This window comes from Streptomyces sp. NPDC096339 (assembly GCF_044762985.1).
Taxonomy (GTDB): domain Bacteria; phylum Actinomycetota; class Actinomycetes; order Streptomycetales; family Streptomycetaceae; genus Streptomyces.
The window spans coordinates 195,975-215,688 of record NZ_JBIWFI010000011.1; the positions used below are offsets into that span (position 1 = coordinate 195,975).

The window sequence follows — 19,714 nt, forward strand, 5'->3', positions numbered from 1 at the left end:
GGGCGGCGCGGCCAGACTCGGAAGTGCGGAACCCGGGGGCGGGAGGGGCAGGAACCTCCGGGCCGTACCGCCGAGGGGACACCACATGAGCACCTCAACCCACCGCGTCCGCCGTCTGACCGTGGCCGCCTGTGCGGCATCGCTGCTGTTCAGCGGGGCCGCGGCGGGCGTGGCCGTCGCGGCCGTGCCCGACACCGTGCGGGACTCGAACGCCGACGAGATCGTCCAGCTGGTCAATGCGGAGCGGGTCAAGGCCGGCTGCGAGCCGCTGACCGTGAACGCCCAGCTCACCCAGGCCGCGCAGGCCCACGCCGAGGACATGGCCAAGAACAACCTCACCGGCCACACAGGCTCCGACGGCTCCAACGAGGAGACCCGGCTCGACCGGGTCGGCTACAACTGGAGCGCCTGGGCCGAGAACGTCTCCGGCCCGGGCTACCCCGACTCCAAGGCCCACGTCGTCGGATGGATGAACAGCAGCGGCCACAAGGGCAACATCGTGAACTGCAACTTCACCGAGACGGGCGTCGGAGTCTCCGGCGACCGAGCCGTCCAGATGTTCGGCAGGCCCATGTGACGCCACCGCGTCGGCCCGGTCCGCCGGGCGCCTCGGGCGCGCCCGGCATGCCCGGCCCGGCCGTCAGGCCACCTTGAGGACGATCTTGCCGGTGGTGCGGCCCAGCTCGCCGATCTCGTGGGCCTTCCCGGCCTCCGCCAGCGGCAGCACCGTCTCGATGACCGGGCGCAGCCTGCCCTCCTCCACCAGGGCCGCGATCTGCACCAGGCCCCGGAAGTCCGGCTCGACCAGGGTCCAGCCGGTGCGGACGCCCTCCGCCTGCGCCGGTACGCCGTCCGGGGAGGGCAGGGTCACCAGGTGCCCGCCGGGCTTGAGGACCTTCAGCGACCGCTCGCCGTTGTCCCCGCCGAGGGAGTCGATCACCACGTCCACGTCCGAGACCGCCTCGGTGAAGTCCGCCGACCGGTAGTCGATCAGTTCATCGGCACCCAGTTCGCGCAGCAGGCCGTGCTTGGCCTCGCTGGCCGTGCCGATCACGTACGCGCCGAGCGCCTTGGCGATCTGCACCGCGAAGTGGCCGACGCCGCCCGCCGCCGCGTGGACCAGCACCCGCTGCCCGGCGGTGACCCCGGCCGTGTCCACCAGCGCCTGCCAGGCGGTCAGCGCCGCCAGCGGCAGCGCGGCCGCCTCCACGTGGTTCAGCGAGGCGGGCTTGCGGGCGAAGTGCCGAGCCGCGCCCACCACGTACTCGGCGTACCCGCCGGCCTGGCGCGGGAAGCTCGGCATCCCGTACACCTCGTCGCCGGGGGAGTAGAGGGTCACGCCGGGGCCGACCGCCTCCACGGTGCCCGAGACGTCCCAGCCGACGATCGGGACCTCGCCCCAGGCGATCAGGCCGCCGCTGGCCCGCGTCTTCCAGTCGACCGGGTTCACGCCCGCCGCGTGGACGCGCACCAGGATCTCGTTCAGGCCCGGCTCGGGCCGCTCGATCTCCTGCTCGACCAGGGTCTCGGGGCCGCCCCACTGGCTCACGACGATCGCGCGCATGTCTGTTCTCCTCGTTTCGTTCGAGTACCTCGGTACCGGGGGTTTTCCCCGGCGACGCGTCCCAGATTCGGGCAGCGCGGCAGTCGGTGGTGTTGGCCGAATGGCCACTATGTGACAGGATCTGGCCATGGGCGAAATGAGTGAATCGACCACTGTGCCCGCGGCGGCGGAGCAGGGGAGCGGCGGACGGGACCGGCACCGGATCGCGGTGCTCGCCCTGCCCGGCTTCCCCCCGTTCGAGCTGGGAATCCCCTCCCGCGTCTTCGGCAGCGCCGTGGACGAGGCCGGCGAGGCCCTCTACGAGGTCGTCGTCTGCACCGCCGACGGCCGTCCCGTGCTCAGCGACTCCGGGTTCACCCTCCAGCCCGCCGCGGGGCCCGAGGCCCTCGCCACCGCCGACACCGTGATCGTCCCGCCCACCCACGCCATGCCCGAGCTGGCCGACGGGGGCCCGCTGCCACCCGAGGTGGCCGAGGCCATCGCCGGCATCCGCCCAGGCACCCGCCTGGTCTCGATCTGCTCCGGCTCCTACGTGCTGGCCGCCGCCGGACTCCTCGACGGCCGCCCCGCCACCACGCACTGGAACCTCGCCACCGAGTTCCGCCGGGCCTACCCCCGGGTCCGCGTCGACGAGGACGTCCTCTTCGTCGACGACGGCGACGTCCTGACCTCCGCCGGGGTCTCCGCCGGAGTCGACCTGTGCCTCCACCTGATCCGCCGCGACCACGGCGTCGCCGTCACCAACCGCGCCGCCCGCATGTGCGTCGTACCGCCCTGGCGCGACGGCGGCCAGGCCCAGTACATCGACCGGCCCGTCCCCGAGCCCACCGTCGCCACCACCACCGCCACCCGCGCCTGGGCCCTGGACCACCTCGACGAACCACTGACCCTCGCCGAGCTCGCCGCCCACGCCCGGATGAGCCTGCGCACCTTCACCCGGCGCTTCCGCGACGAGGTCGGCATGACCCCGGTCCAGTGGCTCACCGGGCAACGCCTCGAAGCCGCCCGCCACTTGCTGGAGACCACCGACCTCCCCGTCGACCTGGTCGCCCACCGCTCCGGCTTCGGCTCCGGCAACTCCCTGCGCCAGCACATGCGTACCGCCTTCGGGGTCTCCCCGATCGGCTACCGGCGTACCTTCCAGGCCCGGGACATGACCTCGGAGGTCATCGCCACCGCGGCCCTTCCTTGACAAGATCGGATCAACAAGCCGATCAGCCAGGGAACTTGTGGAGGCCGCACCATGACCGCGTACGCCATCGGACACATCCGTCCCGAGACGATGAACGAGGACATCCTGCGCTACGTCGAGGAGATCCAGGCCACGATGGACCCCTTCGGCGGCCGCTTCCTCGTCCACGGCAAGGAGGTCGAGGTCAAGGAGGGACCCTGGCCCGGCACGGTCGTGATCATCGGCTTCCCGGACATCGAGAAGGCCCGCGCCTGGTACGACTCGGACGCCTACCAGGCCCTCATACCGCTGCGCACCGACCACATCGCGGGCGAGGTCATCCTGGTCGAGGGCGTCCCGGCCGACTACGACCCCACGAAGACGGCCGCGGCCCTGCGCGAAGCCGCCGGTCTCTGACGATGGGCAACCGCGCCGTCTTCGTCATCGCCGGGCCCGAGGGGCACACCCGCCACCGCTCCTCCTTCGGGGCGGTGGACCTGGTCCTCGACCTCCTCGGCGGGCCGGAAGCGGCGCTGCCGTTCATGCGCGACCACGCCGTCGAGGAGGGCTGGTACCCCGACGACATGGTCGAGGCGGGCGTACTCGCCGACCCGGCCCGAAGGCTCCTGCTGCTCTTCGCCTGGGAGGGGCCGACCGCCTCCCCGCGCACCCGGGCCGCCACCCTGGAGCTGCTGAGGTGCGCGTGGCCCGGGTGGGAGGTGCGCTGGCTGTACGACGGCCAGCGCGGGCTGCGCACCCACCTCGGCCTCGACCCGGGGGAGGAGGCCGCCGCCGTGTACCCCGGCCCGGCGCTGGAGCCGGGCGACGAGGAGCTCGCCGACCCCGACCCGATGGTGGCCGTGGTGACCACCGAGGACGGGCGCTGCCACGTCCTGGCCGACATCGAGGACCACCCGGTCGAGGAGGGGCCGGCCCTGCTGGACCGGCTCCGCGACGCCCCGGACCACGGGAGCCACCGGCTTGGGGCGGAGGCGGGGATCCACGTGGACCCGGAACGGCGCAGGGTCGGCTGGTGGCTGAACACGGCCCGGTCCCGCCCGGCCGAGGCGCGCTGGCCCGGCTGGACCGTGGAGTTCTGGGAGGACCGCCGGGAAGAGCACCGGCGGGCCTCCGGCGGCCGCTTCGACCCGCCCGCGCCGGATCGCGCCGCCGCGCTGGCCTGCGTACGGGACGAGGCGCTGGAGCGGTGGTCCGGGCCCCGGCACGACGTACGGGCCGGGCTCGCGGCCGCGCACCCGCACATGGTGCTCGGCAGCGGCTTCGCCCCAGGCGTCACGGCCGACCGGGCGGCCACCGCGCGGGCCGCGATCGAGGCGGCGTACCGGGCAGCGACCGCCCGGCCCTGACGGGGTGCGAGCATGGCGGTATGGCTACTCACCTGATCACCGGTGCCGGTTCCGGCATCGGCGCCGCCGTCGCCGCCCGGCTGCACGCCCGCGGCGACGACCTCGTCCTGCTCGCCCGTGACGCCGCCCGCGGCAAGCAGCTCGTCGAGCGTTTCCCCGGCGCGCGGGCGCTCGTGGGCGACCTCTCCGACCCCGACCGGCTCTCCTGGGCCTTCTCCAAGCAGCCGATCCCGGAGCGCATCGACTCCCTCCTGCACGTCGCGGGCATCGTCGACCTCGGCCCCGTCGGCGAGCTGCGGCCCAAGACCTGGCACCAGCAGCTCAACGTCAACCTGATCGCCCCCGCCGAGGTGACCCGGCTGCTGCTGCCCACCCTGCGCGCCTCCAAGGCCACCGTCGTCTTCGTGAACTCCGGCGCCGGCCTCACCGCCCACGCCGACTGGAGCGCGTACGCCGCCTCCAAGCACGGACTCAAGGCGCTCGCCGACTCGCTGCGCGCCGAGGAGAAGCCCAACGGCATCCGCGTCACCTCCGTGTACCCGGGTCGTACCGCCAGCCCCATGCAGGCCAAGGTGCACTCCCAGGAGGGCAAGGAGTACGACCCCGAGCGCTGGATCGACCCCGAGTCGGTGGCGACCACCATCGTCATGGCCGTCGACCTGCCCCGCGACGCGGAGGTCAACGACCTGACCGTCAGGCCCGGACGATGACCGCGAGCGCCACCGGCGTCGGATCGCTGCCCGGCGGCGACGCCCGCGAGGCCGCCAAGACCGTCACCGGTTCCTTCGAGGAGTTCCCGTACCTCCCCGAACTGCCCGCCCGGGGGCCCGGCGCGGACATGATCGGCCGTTCCCTCGGCCTGCTCGTCGACATGTACGCGCACGTGGAGCCCAGTGGCTGGCGGATCAGCGACCGGCCCGGGCGGGACACGCGGCGGGCCCGGTCCTGGCTCGGGGAGGACCTCGACGCCCTGGAGGAGTTCACCCAGGGGTACACCGGCAAGCTCAAGGTCCAGGCCGTGGGGCCGTGGACGCTGGCCGCCGCACTGGAACTACACGGCGGCGAGGCCATGCTCCAGGACGCCGGCGCCTGCCGCGACCTGGCCGGATCGCTGGCCGAGGGACTGCGCGAGCACCTGGCCGACGTACGCAAGCGGATCCCCGGGGCGGACATCGTGCTCCAGGTCGACGAGCCGTCGCTGACGGCCGTGCTGCTCGGACGGGTGCGGTCCGCGAGCGGGTACCGGACCTACCGGGCCGTCGACCGGCAGGTCGTCGAAGGCGCGCTGCGGGACCTCTTCGCCGTCCACGACGGAGAGGTGATCGTGCACTCCTGCGCCCCCGAGGTGCCCTTCGGGCTGCTGCGCCGGGCCGGCGCCACGGGCGTGTCGTTCGATTTCTCGCTGCTCACCGAGCGCGAGGATGACGCCATCGGGGAGGCCGTCGAAGGCGGTGCGAAACTCTTCGCCGGAGTGGTGCCGGGCACCGACGGTCCGTTGTCGGACCCTGCCGGTAGCGTCATGGGTGTCAGGAAGCTCTGGCGCAGGCTGGGACTGGCCCCGGGGACTCTGGCGGAGTCCGTCGTGGTCACTCCGTCGTGTGGTCTGGCGGGCGCTTCACCCGCCTACGCCCGCGCGGCGCAGGCGCATTGCGTCAGGGCGGCGAGGTCGCTCGCCGACAACCCTGAGTGACGGTCGAGACGGGGCACGGGAGGACACGGCATGGCAGCCGAACAGCAGGACACGGCAGTACCGGCGGCGGTGCGTGAGCAGCACCAGCTGCTGGCCGAGCAGGTCGAGGAGCACCGCTTCCGGTACTACGTGAACGACCAGCCGGTCGTCAGCGACGCCGAGTTCGACAAGCTGCTGCGCTCGCTGGAGGCACTGGAGGAGCAGTACCCCGAGCTGCGCACGCCCGACTCGCCCACCCAGAAGGTGGCCGGGGCGTACGAGACGGACTTCGCCTCGGTCGAGCACCGGGAGCGCATGCTCTCCCTCGACAACGCCTTCGACGACGAGGAACTGTCCGCCTGGGCCGACCGCGTCGCGCGGGACGTGAACACCCCGGACTTCCACTACCTGTGCGAGCTGAAGGTGGACGGCCTCGCCGTCAACCTCACCTACGAGCACGGCCGCCTCACCCGGGCCGCCACCCGCGGCGACGGCCGCACCGGCGAGGACATCACGCCCAACGTCCGCACCATCGCCGACATCCCGGACCGGCTGAAGGGCGACCGGATCCCGGCCCTCGTCGAGATCCGCGGCGAGGTCTACTTCCCCATGGAGAAGTTCGAGGAGCTCAACGCCCGCCTCGTGGAGGCCGAGGGCAAGCCCTTCGCCAACCCGCGCAACGCCGCGGCCGGTTCGCTGCGGCAGAAGGACCCCAAGGTCACCGCGAGCCGCCCGCTGCACATGGTCGTCCACGGCATCGGCGCCCGCGAGGGCTTCGAGATCGAGCGCCAGTCGCAGGCGTACGAACTGCTCCACGAGTGGGGCCTGCCCACCGCCCAGCACAACAAGGTGGTCTCCTCGCTCGCCGAAGTCCGCGAGTTCATCGCCCACTTCGGCGAGAACCGGCACTCGGTGGAGCACGAGATCGACGGCGTGGTCGTCAAGCTCGACGAGATCGCCCTCCAGGGCAGGCTCGGCTCCACCGCGCGCGCCCCGCGCTGGGCGATCGCCTGGAAGTACGCCCCCGAAGAGGTCAACACCAAGCTGATCAACATCCGGGTCGGTGTCGGCCGCACCGGGCGGGTGACGCCGTACGCGCAGGTGGAGCCGGTGACGGTGGCCGGCTCCGAGGTGGAGTTCGCGACCCTGCACAACCAGGAGGTCGTCAAGGCCAAGGGCGTCCTCATCGGGGACACCGTCGTCCTGCGCAAGGCGGGCGACGTCATCCCCGAGATCCTGGGCCCGGTGGTCGACCTGCGCGACGGCAGCGAGCGCGAGTTCGTGATGCCCGCCGTCTGCCCCGAGTGCGGGACGGAGCTGCGGCCGATGAAGGAGGGGGACATCGACGTCCGGTGCCCCAACGCGCAGACCTGCCCGGCGCAGCTGCGCGAGCGGGTCTTCTACCTGGCCGGCCGGCAGAGCCTGGACATCGAGAACTTCGGCATGGTGGCGGCGGCAGCCCTGACCGGCCCGCTGGAGCCGGCCCGGCCGCCGATGCTGGACGAAGGAGACCTCTTCGACCTCACGATCGAGGACCTGCTGCCCATCAAGGCGTACGTCCTCGACCAGGACAGCGGCCTGCCCAAGCGGGATCCGAAGACCGGTGAGGAGAAGATCGTCACGGTCTTCGCCAACCAGAAGGGCGAGCCGAAGAAGAACGCCCTGGCGATGCTGGAGAACATCGCGGCGGCCAAGGACCGCCCGCTCGCCCGGATCATCAACGGCCTGTCGATCCGTCACGTCGGCCCGGTCGCGGCCGAGGCGCTCGCCCGCGAGTTCCGGTCGATCGAGCGCATCGAGCAGGCCACCGAGGAGGAGCTCACCGCCACCGACGGGGTCGGCGCGATCATCGCGGCCTCCCTCAAGGAATGGTTCGCCGTCGACTGGCACCGGGAGATCCTGCGCAAGTGGCGCGAGGCCGGGGTCCGGATGGAGGAGGAAGGTTCCGCCGAGGAGACCGGTCCGCGCCCGCTGGAGGGGCTCACCGTCGTCGTCACCGGCACTTTGCAGAGCCACACCCGGGACGGGGCCAAGGAGGCCCTGCAGAACCTCGGCGCCAAGGTCACCGGATCCGTCTCGAAGAAGACCTCGTTCGTCGTCGTCGGGGACAATCCCGGCTCCAAGTACGACAAGGCCGTGCAGTTGAAGCTCTCCATCCTCGACGACGCCGGTTTCGCGGTACTCCTGGAACAGGGCCCGGACGCGGCGCGCGAAGCCGCCCTCCCGCTGGACGGCGGAGCCGCCGAGGAGTAAGGACGGAGTAGCGAAGGCGAACGGATGCATGGCGTGCGGCCGTACGGGCGGGCGCACGCCAGGCGCGACCGTCGGTGGTAAACGGCTGGTACAAGGCTGGTCGCAGGGCGGTGACCTGTCGGATCATCGGATGGGTGAGCAGGGGGTCCTGGTCCAAACTCACCCGTTCGGCGGATACCGTACTGATGAGGATGGCTGGGACGCATTCGGGCAACCACTGCCGACGGCTGCCCCTGGGAGCCTCCCGCGTCCTACTGTTGAGGGGTGCGCCAGTCGTGCACGGCAGCGGGATGCGATTCCGGCCGTGATGGCATGACATCGGGGCCATCGCGTGACATCGGCATCGCCGGCTGTGAGAGGGACGGGCATGAAACCCACCGAAAGCGCCGACCCGTCACCTGAATTCGGCGGGGACATCCCGTCCATGCGGGCGGGCCGGCTCGGTGTCCTGGGTGCCAGGACACCGGAGACCCGACCGCTCGACACGGGTGCGGGCGGGCAGGGACGGGGCAACGTGCTGCCCTTCCTCGTCGTGGGCCTGTCCGCCGTGATCCTCATCGCGGGCATCGTCTCCGCGCTGAGCAGCCGTCAGGCACTGTTCCCCGGTGGCTCGGTCGGCTGGGCCCTCGCCCTGCTCACCGGCATCATCGTCGGCCACCTCGTGGCCCTCGGCCGCGACCGCTGGTGGGGCGGCACCGGATCGGGCGCCGCCCTCACCCTCGGCGTCCTCCTCCTCTACGGATGGGTTCCGGCCGGACTCGTCTCCCTCGCGGTGGTCTCCCTGGTCGGGGCCGCGCGCCGGCACCGCTGGCGGCAGGGGCTGGTGCACGGCTCGGTCGACGTCCTCGGCATCGGCGCGGGAGCCCTCGTACTCTCCGCCTTCGGTGAGCGGCCCTCCGTCGAAACCCCCTGGAAGCCCACGGGCTGGGGGCTGGACGCCGTCCCCGAGGTGATCCTCGTCGCCCTCGCCTACCTGCTCGTCACCCGGGTCGTGCTGTGGGCGGCGCTCGCCCCGCGCGGTGGCGGCCTGCCCACCGTCGCTCGCACCGCCCTGCTCCGCCAGGCCCTGGTCGCCGTCGCGCTGCTCGGGATCGCACCGCTGATCTGCGCCGTCGCCGTCACCCAGCCGGTGCTGCTGCCGCTCTTCGCCGTACCGCTGATCGCGCTGGACTCCACCCTGTGGATCGCCCGGGCGCGCGCCGAGGAGCAACTGCGCGACCCGCTGACCGGGCTGCCGAACCGGCAGTGGCTGCTGGAGCGGGCCTGGACCGCCCTGGACGAGGCTGAACGTTTGGGCACCCGGGCAGCCCTCGTGCTGATCGACCTGGACCGCTTCCGCGCCGTCAACGACACCCTCGGCCACCTCGCGGGCGACCGGTTGCTCCTCCAGATCGCCGAGCGGCTGCGCCAGGCCCTGCCCGAGGACGCCGAGGCGGCCCGGCTCGGCGGCGACGAGTTCGCCGTCCTGCTCCCCACGACCGACTCCACCACCAGCGCCCAGCGGATCGCCCGCCACCTGGTGGCCGAACTCAGTTCCCCCCTCGACCTGGACGGCCTCACCCTCGTCCTGGAGGCCAGCGCCGGCCTCGCCGTCTTCCCCGACCACGCGCTCGACGCGGAGGGGCTGCTGCGACGCGCGGACGTGGCGATGTACCAGGCCAAGCGGGACCGCACGGGCGTGGAGGTGTACGAGTCCAAGCGGGACAGCAACACGCCCGACCGCCTCGGCCTCCTCGGCGATCTGCGGCGGGCCCTGGACGCCGGTGAAGTGGAACTCCACTACCAGCCGAAGGTCCGCTTCGACGGCCAGGTGGCCGGGCTCGAAGCCCTGGTCCGCTGGGTCCACCCGGAACGCGGCCGGGTACCCCCCGACGAGTTCATCGCCATCGCCGAGACCTCCGGTCTGATGCCCCACCTGACGGAGTACGTCCTGGAGACGGCCCTCGCCCAGGTCGCCCGGTGGCGCGCGCAGGGCCTGAAGGTCCCCGTCGCCGTCAACGTCTCGCCGCGCGACGTCCACACCCCCGGCTTCGCCGGCGCGGTGGCCGCGCGCCTCGCCCGGCACGGCGTACCCGCGAGCGGCCTCCAGCTGGAAATAACGGAACACGTCCTGCTGGAAGACCCCCAGCGGGCGGCCGACACCATGGCGGGCCTGACCGGGCACGGCGTGAAGATGTCCCTGGACGACTTCGGCACCGGCTACTCCTCCCTGGTCCACCTGCGGCGGCTGCCGGTCAGCGAGCTGAAGATCGACCGGTCTTTCGTGGGCCGCCTCGCCGTGGACGCCCAGGACGCGGAGATCGTGCGCTGCACGGTGGACCTGGCCCACTCCCTCGGCCTCCTGGTGGTCGCCGAGGGCGTGGAGGACGACGAGACGTGGGAGCGCCTGCGGGACCTGGGCTGCGACGCGGTCCAGGGCTGGCTGGTGGCGGCCGCGATGCCGCCGCAGGAGGCCACGGCCTGGCTCCTGGCCCGCGGTGAACGCGGCTGGCGCCGCCCGGCCGACATCACGGCCGAACTGGCCGCCGCCGAGGCCGACGCCGTCTGACCCCGTCGGGTCCGCGGGTGCGGCTCCGCCGCTGGGGCTCCGCCCCGGACCCCGCGCCTCAAACGCCGGCGGGGCTGGTTTGCCTCCGGCGAGGCTGTGATGTGCTGCGCGGATCCAGCCCCGCCGGGCGACGATCCAGCCCCTCCGGCGTTTGAGGAGCGGGTCTGGGGCGGAGCCCCGGTTCTTTGACCCGCACCCGGGAGGCCCCGCGCAGCGGCCCCGCAGCCGGCCCCGTACCGGCACCGGCGGGTAACCGTTTAGCGGCGCAGCCACCCGGCCCCATAGGATTGGGCCCGAAACCTACACACTCAAAACCCCCAGAGGATCGCTGCATGCCTGGCATCACGCGCGAGGAGGTCGCCCACCTCGCTCGGCTGGCACGTCTGGAGCTCAAGGCCGAAGAGCTGGACCACTTCGCCGGACAGCTCGACGACATCATCGGCGCGGTCGCCCGCGTTTCCGAGGTCGCCGACCGAGACGTACCGCCGACCTCCCACCCGCTGCCGCTGACGAACGTCTACCGCGCGGACGAGGTCCGTTCTTCGCTCACCCCCGAGCAGGCGCTCTCCGGCGCTCCCGCCCAGGAGCAGCAGCGTTTCAAGGTGCCGCAGATCCTGGGGGAGGACTAACAGCCATGACCGACCACATCATCAAGCTCACGGCAGCCCAGACCGCCGAGAAGATCGCCTCCGGCGAGCTCACGGCCGTCGAGGTCACCGAGGCCCACCTGGCCCGCATCGACGCGACCGACGAGAAGGTCAACGCCTTCCTCCACGTCGACCGCGAAGGCGCCCTCGCCCAGGCCGCGGCGGTCGACGCCAAGCGCGAGCGCGGCGAGAAGCTCGGCCCGCTGGCCGGCGTACCGCTCGCCCTCAAGGACATCTTCACCACCGTCGGGGTCCCGACCACCGTCGGCTCGAAGATCCTCGAAGGCTGGATCCCGCCCTACGACGCCACCCTGACGCGCAAGCTCAAGGAAGCCGACGTCGTCATCCTCGGCAAGACCAACATGGACGAGTTCGCCATGGGGTCCTCCACCGAGAACAGCGCCTACGGCCCCACCGGCAACCCGTGGGACCTCACCCGGATCCCCGGCGGCTCCGGCGGCGGTTCCGCGGCCGCGCTGGCCGCCTTCCAGGCGCCTCTCGCCATCGGCACGGACACCGGCGGTTCCATCCGCCAGCCCGCCGCCGTCACCGGCACCGTCGGCGTCAAGCCCACCTACGGCGGCGTCTCCCGCTACGGCATGGTGGCCTTCTCGTCCTCCCTCGACCAGGGCGGTCCCTGCGCCCGTACGGTCCTGGACGCGGCCCTCCTCCACGAGGTCATCGCCGGCCACGACCCGATGGACTCCACCTCCATCGACGCCCCGGTCCCGCCGGTCGTCGAGGCGGCCCGCAACGGCTCCGTCGCCGGCATGCGCGTCGGTGTCGTCAAGCAGTTCGCGGGCGATGGCTACCAGGCCGGCGTCGTCCAGCGCTTCAACGAGTCGGTGGAGCTCCTCAAGGAGCTCGGCGCCGAGATCGTCGAGCTGGACTGCCCGTCCTTCGACCTCGCGATGGCCGCGTACTACCTGATCGCGCCGTCCGAGTGCTCCTCGAACCTGGCCCGCTTCGACGCCATGCGCTACGGCCTGCGCGTCGGCGACGACGGCACCAAGTCCGCCGAGGACGTCACGGCCCTGACCCGCGAAGCCGGTTTCGGCGACGAGGTCAAGCGCCGCATCATCCTCGGCACGTACGCGCTCAGCTCCGGCTACTACGACGCGTACTACGGCTCCGCCCAGAAGGTCCGCACGCTCATCTCGCAGGACTTCGAGAAGTCCTTCGAGCAGGTCGACGTGATCGTCTCCCCGACGACCCCGACCACCGCCTTCCCCATCGGCGAGCGCACCGACGACCCGCTCGCCATGTACCTCGCGGACCTGTGCACCATCCCGACCAACCTGGCCGGCAACTCCGCCATGTCGCTGCCCTGCGGCCTGGCCCCGGAGGACGGTCTCCCGGTCGGACTGCAGATCATTGCCCCGGCGATGAAGGACGACCGCCTCTACAAGGTGGGCGCGGCCGTCGAGGCCGCCTTCGTCGAGCGCTGGGGCCACCCGCTGCTCGAGGAGGCTCCGTCGCTGTGAGTTCCAGTGCACTGTCCAAGGCCAAGGGCTTCAAGAAGTCCAAGTCCGGTACCTACCTGTCGATGGGCACCACCGCCTTCGGCGCCATCAGCGTGATCAAGCAGGTCAAGAAGGCCCGCACCGAGCACGACACGCTGAAGCTGGTCGACGCCGTGGTGTCCGCCGCCGCCATCGTCACCGGCCTCGCGATCCTGTACCGCGAGCTGAAGCGCCTGGGCGACGACGACGTCCTGCTGGGCTGAGAGGGAAAGTTTCACCGTGACCACCTTCACCGAACTGCTGTCGTACGACGCGGCTCTCGCGACGTACGACCCCGTCATGGGCCTCGAGGTCCATGTCGAGCTCGGCACCAGGACCAAGATGTTCTGCGGCTGCTCGACCGAGCTGGGCGCCGACCCCAACTCGCAGACCTGCCCGGTCTGCCTGGGCCTGCCCGGCGCGCTCCCGGTCGTCAACGCGATCGGCATCGAGTCCGCCATCAAGATCGGCCTCGCGCTGAACTGCGAGATCGCCGAGTGGTGCCGCTTCGCCCGGAAGAACTACTTCTATCCGGACATGCCGAAGAACTTCCAGACCTCCCAGTACGACGAGCCGATCGCCTTCAACGGCTACCTGGACGTCCAGCTGGAGGACGGCGAGATCTTCCGCGTGGAGATCGAGCGCGCCCACATGGAGGAGGACACCGGCAAGTCGCTGCACGTCGGCGGCGCCACCGGCCGTATCCACGGCGCGTCCCACTCCCTGCTGGACTACAACCGCGCCGGCATCCCGCTCATCGAGATCGTCACCAAGCCGATCGAGGGCGCGGGCGAGCGGGCCCCCGAGGTTGCCAAGGCGTACGTCGCCGAGCTGCGCGAGGTCATCAAGGCGCTCGGCGTCTCCGAGGCCCGCATGGACAAGGGCCAGATGCGCTGCGACGTGAACCTGTCGCTGCGCCCCAACGGGACGAAGGAATTCGGCACCCGTTCGGAGACGAAGAACGTCAACTCGCTGCGCTCAGTCGAGCGTGCGGCGCGCTTCGAGATCCAGCGCCACGCGGCCGTCCTGCAGTCCGGCGGCTCGATCGTGCAGGAGACCCGGCACTTCCACGAGGAGGACGGCTCCACCACGGCCGGCCGCATCAAGGACAACGCCGAGGACTACCGCTACTTCCCGGAGCCCGACCTGGTCCCCGTGGCCCCCGCCCGTGAGTGGGTCGAGGAGCTGCGCGCCGGTCTGCCCGAGATGCCGCGCGTGCGCCGCAACCGGCTCCGCGAGGAGTGGGGCGTGAACGAGCACGACATGCAGTCGATCCTCAACGCGGGCGCGGTGGACTCCATCGTCGCCACCATCGAGGAGGGCGCCGACTCGGCCGCCGCCCGCAAGTGGTGGATGGGCGAGCTCGCCCGCAACGCCAACGAGCAGGGCGTCTCGGTCGACGAGCTGCCGATCACCCCGGCCCAGGTGGCCCGGGTCGCGGCCCTCGTCGCGGACGGCTCGCTCAACGACAAGCTGGCCCGCCAGGTCATCGAGGGCGTCCTCGCCGGCGAGGGCACCCCGGACGAGGTCGTCGACAAGCGCGGCCTGAAGGTCGTCTCGGACGAGGGCGCGCTGGGCGCGGCCGTGGACGAGGCCATCGCGGGCAACGCGGCCATCGCGGACAAGATCCGCGGCGGCAAGGTCGCCGCCGTCGGCGCCCTGGTCGGCGCGGTCATGAAGACCACCCGCGGCCAGGCCGACGCGGCGCGCGTCAAGGAGCTCATCCTGGAGCGCCTGGGCGTAACGGAGGGCTGAGCCCGCTCGTACGCCGTACAGGGCGCCCCGCACCGGTTTCCGTACCGGAGCGGGGCGCCCTGCCGCGTCAGCGCTTGAGCGTGGGCGCGCCCAGGACGACGTAACCCTCGTTGGAGCCGCAGGTGTCCTCGACGCGGATGCGCAACCGCAGCGCGTCCTTGACCTGCAACGTCTTGGTGACCGGCTTGCCCAGCCGGACCTCCTCGTTGAACAGCGCGGGCTTGTCGTCGATGGCGACGGAGATCCGCCCCGACTCGACGGGCGAGGTGTCGTCGATCCCGGCCGTGAACTCCAGAGTGGACCAAGCCCGGTTGAGGTTGAACTCGGTGGACGAGCTCTGCGAGCATTTCGCGACGAACGCGGTGCCGAAGGACTTGGTGTTCAGCGTGACGGAGTGGACCCAGAAGCCGTTCAGCGTGTCGATGGGACTGAGGTTGGTCAGGTCCACGACGTCGCTCTCCGACGCGGTGCCCGGCTCCGTCGCCCGCACGCTGCCCGACGGCGAATCCGTCGGGCTGGTGGCGGCGCTCTTGGCCGGCGTGCTCGACGGGGAGCCGGCCGACGGGGTCGGGGTTGCGGAGGCGCTGCCGCTCCCGCCCGGTTTCGCGCCGTCCGCCTGCGTGCCCTTGTCATCGTCCTTCAAGAGCCGAACGCCGATCACCGCGAGCGTCGCCAGTACGAGGACCGCCGCCGCAGAGCCGAGGACCAGGCCCGTCCGCCGCTTCTTCGCGGGAGGAGGGGCCGGGGTGGCGGCAGGGTTCGGGTGGTACGCCGGCCCGTACCCGATGGGCACGTGCACGGACTCCGGGGCGGGCGCCGGATCGGGGACCGTCACCGGAGCCGTCGCCGGAGCCTCGGCATGCGGGGCATGCGGGGCATGAGGCGGCGGTGCCTGGGCCGCCGGGGCCTGGAGCGGCGCGTACGCCGGGAGAGGGGTCACCGGCTGCGGCGGGGCCGCCGGCAGGGGCGGCGGGAGCACCGGCTTCGCCGGGACCGCCTCCTGGACCGCACGCTGCGAGGTCGACGTGGTCGTGGACACCACCGCGTGGCGGATGTCCTTCATCCAGCCGGCCAGGTTCACCGGCCGCTGCCCGGGGTCGGTCGCGTAGATCGAGGCGATCCGCGCCCGCTGCTCCGCGTCCAGCACCGCGAACTGCGGCAGCGCCACCAGGGCGCGAGCCAGCAGCTCGGGGGTCGAGGGCGGGGATTCCCCGCTCAGCAGGAAGTACGCGATGGCCCCGAAGGCGTACCGGTCCGTGCCCGGGGTCCGCTTGCCGTCGAAGACCTCGGGCGCCGCGTAGCCCGGGGTGAACCACACCTCGGCCGTCTGGTGGTCGGCGGTCAGCTTGCTGAGGCCGAAGTCCACCAGCGTGGCCTGCCCGTGGGCGTCGACCATCACATTGCCGGGGGAGAGGTCACCGTGGATGACCTGCCGCCCGGACGGGGTGGCCTTCCCCGAGTGCAGCCAGTCCAGTACGTCGGCCAGCTGCTCCAGCGTCCGCATCACCTCGCGCCGCTCGGCGGCCGTCGCGAGAGTCCGTTCGGCCCGCCAGTCCCGCAGGTCCAGCCCGTCGACGTGGTTCATGACGAGGACGAGCGCCCGCCCGGTCAGCGTCCCCGACTCCCCGGGCCGGTGGATCGGCGGGCCCTCGAAGTGCTCGCGTACGCCCACCACACCGGGCCGGTGCACGAACCGCAGCAGCTCCGCCTGCTCGTTCCACTTCTGACTGATCCGGTCGAAGACCTCGGGCGTGATGGTCGTCTTGGAATCGAGTACCTTGACGACCACGGGCTCGGAGCCCCCGGCCAACTCGATCTCCGCGAGATAGAGCACGGCCTCCCCGCCGCGCCCGATCGACCGGAGTAACCGGTAGCGGTCGGCCGCCGCGTCCGGCCCGATGTGCAGGTTCTGGCTGGTCATTTTTCCCCCACCGCCGATGGTGTGATGGGGGATCAGCTTCCAGTGGGCGGACGCGCACGGTCAATGGGAATCGGCATCCCGTTAGGGTGACGTGACGATACGACCACCCGTCAGACCGGCGCGCTCAGAAAGGCGAGGCGGGCCCGCTTCGCCGGCAGGTACACCTCGGGCAGGTCGATCTCCGGCAGTTCGATCTCGGGGCCGAGCACGAAACCGGTCCGCTCCAGCAGGGAGACGGCCTTCTCGTTGCGGGCGTCCGGCTCGGCGACCACCCGGCGGGCGGCGGGGTCCGAGAACACGAACGCGATGAAGGCCGTCATCAGGGCCGCCGTGAAACCGTGCTCGGCCGCCCCCCTGGCCGGTCCGAGCAGCAGGTGCACGCCCACGTCCCCGGGCCGCACCTCGTAGCACTCGCCGACCCGGTCCTCGGCGCAGTCGTACGTCTGGAACAGCGCGACCGGCACCCCGTCGCGGCGGGCCAGGAACGCGTGGTGCGTCGTACGCCGGTCGACGTCCTCGTAGATCTCCTGGACGAGCTCGCGACTGGCCTCGCGCATCCCCCAGAAGCGGGCGCGGTCCTCGGTCACCCAGCCGTGGATCAGGGCGGAGTCGGCGGCCGGGTCGACAGGGGTGATGGTGACCGTGCCGAAGCCCTCGACGGGGTGGCTGTACACGGGCTGCCGGGTGGAGGCGGTGCTCATATCGATTCCTTGGTGAGGCGGGCCCAGTCGGTGACGACGGGGACGAGTTCGCACCGCGCCCACAGCGGAAGCTGGTCGCGGTGGTGCGGCGATCCGGTGACGCCGTCCGCGCCCAGCGGGACCGCCCACAGGCTGTCCTCCCGGCGGGCGAGGTCCCAGACGTAACGGGCCGCCGAGGCGCGGGCGGTGAGGTCGGTGAAGCCGGGGACGGAGGAGGTCGCGTTCACGCAGTCGTGGTCGCCGCCGAGACCGGGCCACTCGGCCTGCGGATCGGGCAGCGCCGACCAGGGGGCCAGTCGGTGGACCTCGGACCACGCGGTCTCGGGCGCGTCGGCCGCCGCGGTCTCCTCCAGTGCGGCGCGGACGTGCGCCGCACGGTCCAACTCCGGCAGCAAGGGGGCGGCCAGCAGCCCCTCCAGGGCGTAGCCGATCCGGGGGACCAGATACAGCCAGGGGTGGAAGACCTCGGGACCGTCGGGCGCGCCCCACAGGTCCGCGAAGACGGGATCGGCGGCGAGACGGCGGACGGTCGCGGTCCGGAAGGCCGCGAAGAGGGTGGCGTCGGCGCTGTCGGCGTCCATGTGCCGGTCCCAGGCCAGCAGCCGGGTACGCAGTTCCCGCGCGGCCGGGGTCAGGTCCGCGAAGCCGGGCAGCAGGTCGAGCAGCGGCGCCGCCGAGCCCAGGTACGTGTCCCGGTGTACGTCGGCCATCGCCTTCGGGGACCACCGGGTCTGGCCGCTGAGCAGCTCGCGGATGCGGTTGGCGCGGTGCGGGGGAGCGAACTCCACGCCGAGTGGGGAGGCGATCCCGCGGGCGTTCGCCATCACGGCGAAGCCCTGCACCGGCTCGTCGGGGGTCTCGGCCCAGCCCTGCCAGGCATGCCGCGCGTCCCGCGCGGGAACGGGGCGCAGCCGGTTCGCGGGGTCGCGCAGCGGCACGGCGCCCGCGACCCGGTGCAGCAGGCCGCCTTCGGAGTCGGCGGCGTGGACGACGTTGACGGGTTCGGCCCAGCCGTCGAGGGCCCGGTCGACGTCGGCGACGGTGCGCGCCCTCAGCAGGGCGGGGAGCGCGGCGAACCCGAGGTCCTCGCGGACCCGCGGCGGGTAGCGGAGCGAGAGCGTCTGCTCGTCGGGCGCTTGCGTCCGGACGACCACCGGGCCTCGGGCGGTCTCCAGCACCTCCACCTCGACGTCCTCGCCGCCGGCCACGCGGACGGTCTCCGTGTGGCGGTGCACCGGTTCCCACTCGCCGTCCGGGCCCAGTGCTTCCACGGCGGAGCCGGCTCGGCGCAGCTCCTCGACGTACAGGTCCTGGTAGTCGGCCATCGCGTTGGTGATGGCCCAGGCGACGGTGCCGGCGTGCCCGAAGTGCGCGAGTCCGGGAACGCCGGGGACGGCGAGGCCGAGGACGTCGTACTCCGGGCAGGAGAGACGTATCTGCTGATAGACGCCCGGGTCCTCGATGAACCGGTGCGGGTCGCCCGCGATGATCGCCGCACCGGTGACGGTCCGGTCGCCCGGCACCAGCCAGCCGTTGCTGCCGGCGGTGCCGGGCCCGTCGGTGGCGAACAGGGTGGCCGCTTCGTCGCCGAGGGCGCGGGCCGCGCGCTCGCGCCACAGCTTGGTGGCGAAGCCGGAGAACAGGATGTGCGTGGAGATCCAGATGCCCAGCGGAACCCATGGTTCCCAAGGAGCCGGGGTCAGACCGGTACGGGCGAAACGCCCGTCACGGGCCGCGCCGGCGGCGAGACCGTCGTTGATCCCGTCCACATAGGCGCGGACCCAGGCGGCGGTCTCCGCGTCCAGCGCCTCGTAACACCGCCGGGCGGTGTCGGCGAGGAGGCACTGGCGGGCGAAGCGGTCCCAGGCGACGGATTCGGCGCCGAGGAAGGCGGCGCTGGAACCCTGCGCCCGGTGGCGCTCGACCTCCAGCTGCCAGGCCCGGTCGAAGACGGTGGCGCGGCCCTGGGCGTAGGCGAGCCCGAGGTGATCGGCCGCACGGAGGTGGGGGATGCCCCAAGGGTCACGGAAGACCTCGTACGCACCGCTGTCGCTGCTCACACTCTCCCCCAAGGCCAATCGCGAATTAGGTTAGGCTGGCCTAACTATAGGGGTTGTGAGCCGGTGGCTCCGTCGATCGCCTCCCGGAGGAGGGCGGCGTGGCCGTTGTGGCGGGCGTACTCGTGGATGAGGTGCAGCACGAGCGGCCGCAGCGAGGCCTCCTCCTTCCAGCTCGGTACGTACGCCGTCACGTCGAGGGACCCGGCCTCGGCCTCGATGTGGCGGGCGAGGGCCACCTCGGAGGCGTCGTAGGCGGCCTGGGAGTCGTGGTCTTCCGACCACAGGTGCGGGAGCTCCTCACCGCCGAACACCCGCCGGAACCGTGCCGCTCGACCTCGGCCATGTGCCGGACGAGGCCCAGCAGGGAGAGGGCGGACGGCGGCATCGAGGCGCGGAGCCCCGGGTCTTTCAGCCTCGCCGGCGTTTGAGGCGCGGGGGTCTGGGGGCGGAGCCCCCGGGACGGGTCCGGGCGGAGCCCGGGGAACGGTGGAAGGGCGGGTAGGGGACTGCTCCGCGCAGCGGCACCCCCGGGGGCGGCCCGCACGTGAGGGGCCGT

16 protein-coding genes and 1 pseudogene are annotated in these 19,714 nt (G+C 72.3%); 12 read left to right on the plus strand and 5 right to left on the minus strand.

The window, feature by feature from the left end:
- Window positions 1-85 precede the first annotated feature (85 nt).
- On the plus strand, window positions 86-577 hold the full coding sequence (locus ACIQ5Y_RS17515) for a CAP domain-containing protein (RefSeq protein ID WP_403880605.1): 492 nt from the start codon (window positions 86-88) through the stop codon (window positions 575-577).
- 63 nt (window positions 578-640) lie between these two features.
- On the opposite strand, the gene ACIQ5Y_RS17520 is transcribed toward ACIQ5Y_RS17515, so the two are convergent.
- Entirely contained in the window at window positions 641-1,564 is a 924-nt protein-coding gene (locus ACIQ5Y_RS17520) for an NADP-dependent oxidoreductase (RefSeq protein ID WP_403880607.1), read from the minus strand.
- Window positions 1,565-1,700: 136 nt separating this feature from the next.
- Here ACIQ5Y_RS17520 and ACIQ5Y_RS17525 point away from each other — a divergent pair, with 136 nt between their 5' ends.
- The 11 genes from ACIQ5Y_RS17525 to gatB all read left to right on the plus strand — a co-directional run bounded on the left by ACIQ5Y_RS17525 (window position 1,701) and on the right by gatB (window position 14,476).
- Entirely contained in the window at window positions 1,701-2,756 is a 1,056-nt protein-coding gene (locus ACIQ5Y_RS17525) for a GlxA family transcriptional regulator (RefSeq protein WP_403880649.1), read from the plus strand.
- A 51-nt stretch (window positions 2,757-2,807) separates the two neighbouring features.
- Complete coding sequence (locus ACIQ5Y_RS17530; RefSeq protein ID WP_403880609.1) at window positions 2,808-3,152, plus strand: DUF1330 domain-containing protein; 345 nt, start codon at window positions 2,808-2,810, stop codon at window positions 3,150-3,152.
- Window positions 3,153-3,154: 2 nt separating this feature from the next.
- Entirely contained in the window at window positions 3,155-4,102 is a 948-nt protein-coding gene (locus ACIQ5Y_RS17535; RefSeq protein ID WP_403880611.1) for a hypothetical protein, read from the plus strand.
- A gap of 20 nt (window positions 4,103-4,122) precedes the next feature.
- Window positions 4,123-4,812 carry an SDR family oxidoreductase gene (locus ACIQ5Y_RS17540; RefSeq protein ID WP_403880613.1) on the plus strand — a complete coding sequence of 230 codons (690 nt, stop codon included), beginning with the start codon at window positions 4,123-4,125 and terminating at the stop codon, window positions 4,810-4,812.
- Window positions 4,809-5,792, plus strand: coding sequence for a methionine synthase (locus ACIQ5Y_RS17545; protein WP_403880615.1), 984 nt, complete (start codon window positions 4,809-4,811; stop codon window positions 5,790-5,792). The genes ACIQ5Y_RS17540 and ACIQ5Y_RS17545 overlap by 4 nt, the downstream gene beginning before the upstream one ends.
- A gap of 30 nt (window positions 5,793-5,822) precedes the next feature.
- Complete coding sequence (ligA, locus tag ACIQ5Y_RS17550; protein WP_403880616.1) at window positions 5,823-8,024, plus strand: NAD-dependent DNA ligase LigA; 2,202 nt, start codon at window positions 5,823-5,825, stop codon at window positions 8,022-8,024.
- A 367-nt stretch (window positions 8,025-8,391) separates the two neighbouring features.
- Window positions 8,392-10,572: a putative bifunctional diguanylate cyclase/phosphodiesterase gene (locus ACIQ5Y_RS17555; RefSeq protein ID WP_403880618.1), complete on the plus strand. Its 2,181-nt coding sequence runs from the start codon at window positions 8,392-8,394 to the stop codon at window positions 10,570-10,572.
- A 332-nt stretch (window positions 10,573-10,904) separates the two neighbouring features.
- Window positions 10,905-11,201 (plus strand): Asp-tRNA(Asn)/Glu-tRNA(Gln) amidotransferase subunit GatC, encoded by a 297-nt coding sequence (gatC, locus tag ACIQ5Y_RS17560; RefSeq protein WP_403880620.1) that lies wholly within the window; start codon window positions 10,905-10,907, stop codon window positions 11,199-11,201.
- Window positions 11,202-11,206: 5 nt separating this feature from the next.
- Window positions 11,207-12,703 carry an Asp-tRNA(Asn)/Glu-tRNA(Gln) amidotransferase subunit GatA gene (gene gatA, locus ACIQ5Y_RS17565; protein ID WP_403880622.1) on the plus strand — a complete coding sequence of 499 codons (1,497 nt, stop codon included), beginning with the start codon at window positions 11,207-11,209 and terminating at the stop codon, window positions 12,701-12,703.
- Window positions 12,700-12,945, plus strand: coding sequence for a hypothetical protein (locus ACIQ5Y_RS17570; RefSeq protein WP_384589538.1), 246 nt, complete (start codon window positions 12,700-12,702; stop codon window positions 12,943-12,945). The genes gatA and ACIQ5Y_RS17570 overlap by 4 nt, the downstream gene beginning before the upstream one ends.
- A gap of 16 nt (window positions 12,946-12,961) precedes the next feature.
- Window positions 12,962-14,476 carry an Asp-tRNA(Asn)/Glu-tRNA(Gln) amidotransferase subunit GatB gene (gatB, locus tag ACIQ5Y_RS17575; RefSeq protein ID WP_403880624.1) on the plus strand — a complete coding sequence of 505 codons (1,515 nt, stop codon included), beginning with the start codon at window positions 12,962-12,964 and terminating at the stop codon, window positions 14,474-14,476.
- Between the two features lie 67 nt (window positions 14,477-14,543).
- On the opposite strand, the gene ACIQ5Y_RS17580 is transcribed toward gatB, so the two are convergent.
- From ACIQ5Y_RS17580 to ACIQ5Y_RS17595, 4 genes and pseudogenes are all read right to left on the minus strand, one after another.
- Complete coding sequence (locus ACIQ5Y_RS17580; RefSeq protein ID WP_403880626.1) at window positions 14,544-16,397, minus strand: serine/threonine protein kinase; 1,854 nt, start codon at window positions 16,395-16,397, stop codon at window positions 14,544-14,546.
- A gap of 110 nt (window positions 16,398-16,507) precedes the next feature.
- The gene (locus ACIQ5Y_RS17585) at window positions 16,508-17,098 is read right to left on the minus strand and encodes a GNAT family N-acetyltransferase (protein ID WP_403880628.1); all 591 of its coding nucleotides are present in this window, start codon (window positions 17,096-17,098) and stop codon (window positions 16,508-16,510) included.
- Window positions 17,095-19,158, minus strand: a complete 2,064-nt coding sequence (locus tag ACIQ5Y_RS17590) for a penicillin acylase family protein (protein ID WP_403880630.1) — start codon at window positions 19,156-19,158, stop codon at window positions 17,095-17,097. Before ACIQ5Y_RS17590 ends, ACIQ5Y_RS17585 begins: the two co-directional genes overlap by 4 nt.
- Before the next feature lie 44 nt (window positions 19,159-19,202).
- Window positions 19,203-19,702, minus strand: a pseudogene (locus tag ACIQ5Y_RS17595) (DUF664 domain-containing protein).
- Window positions 19,703-19,714 lie beyond the last annotated feature (12 nt).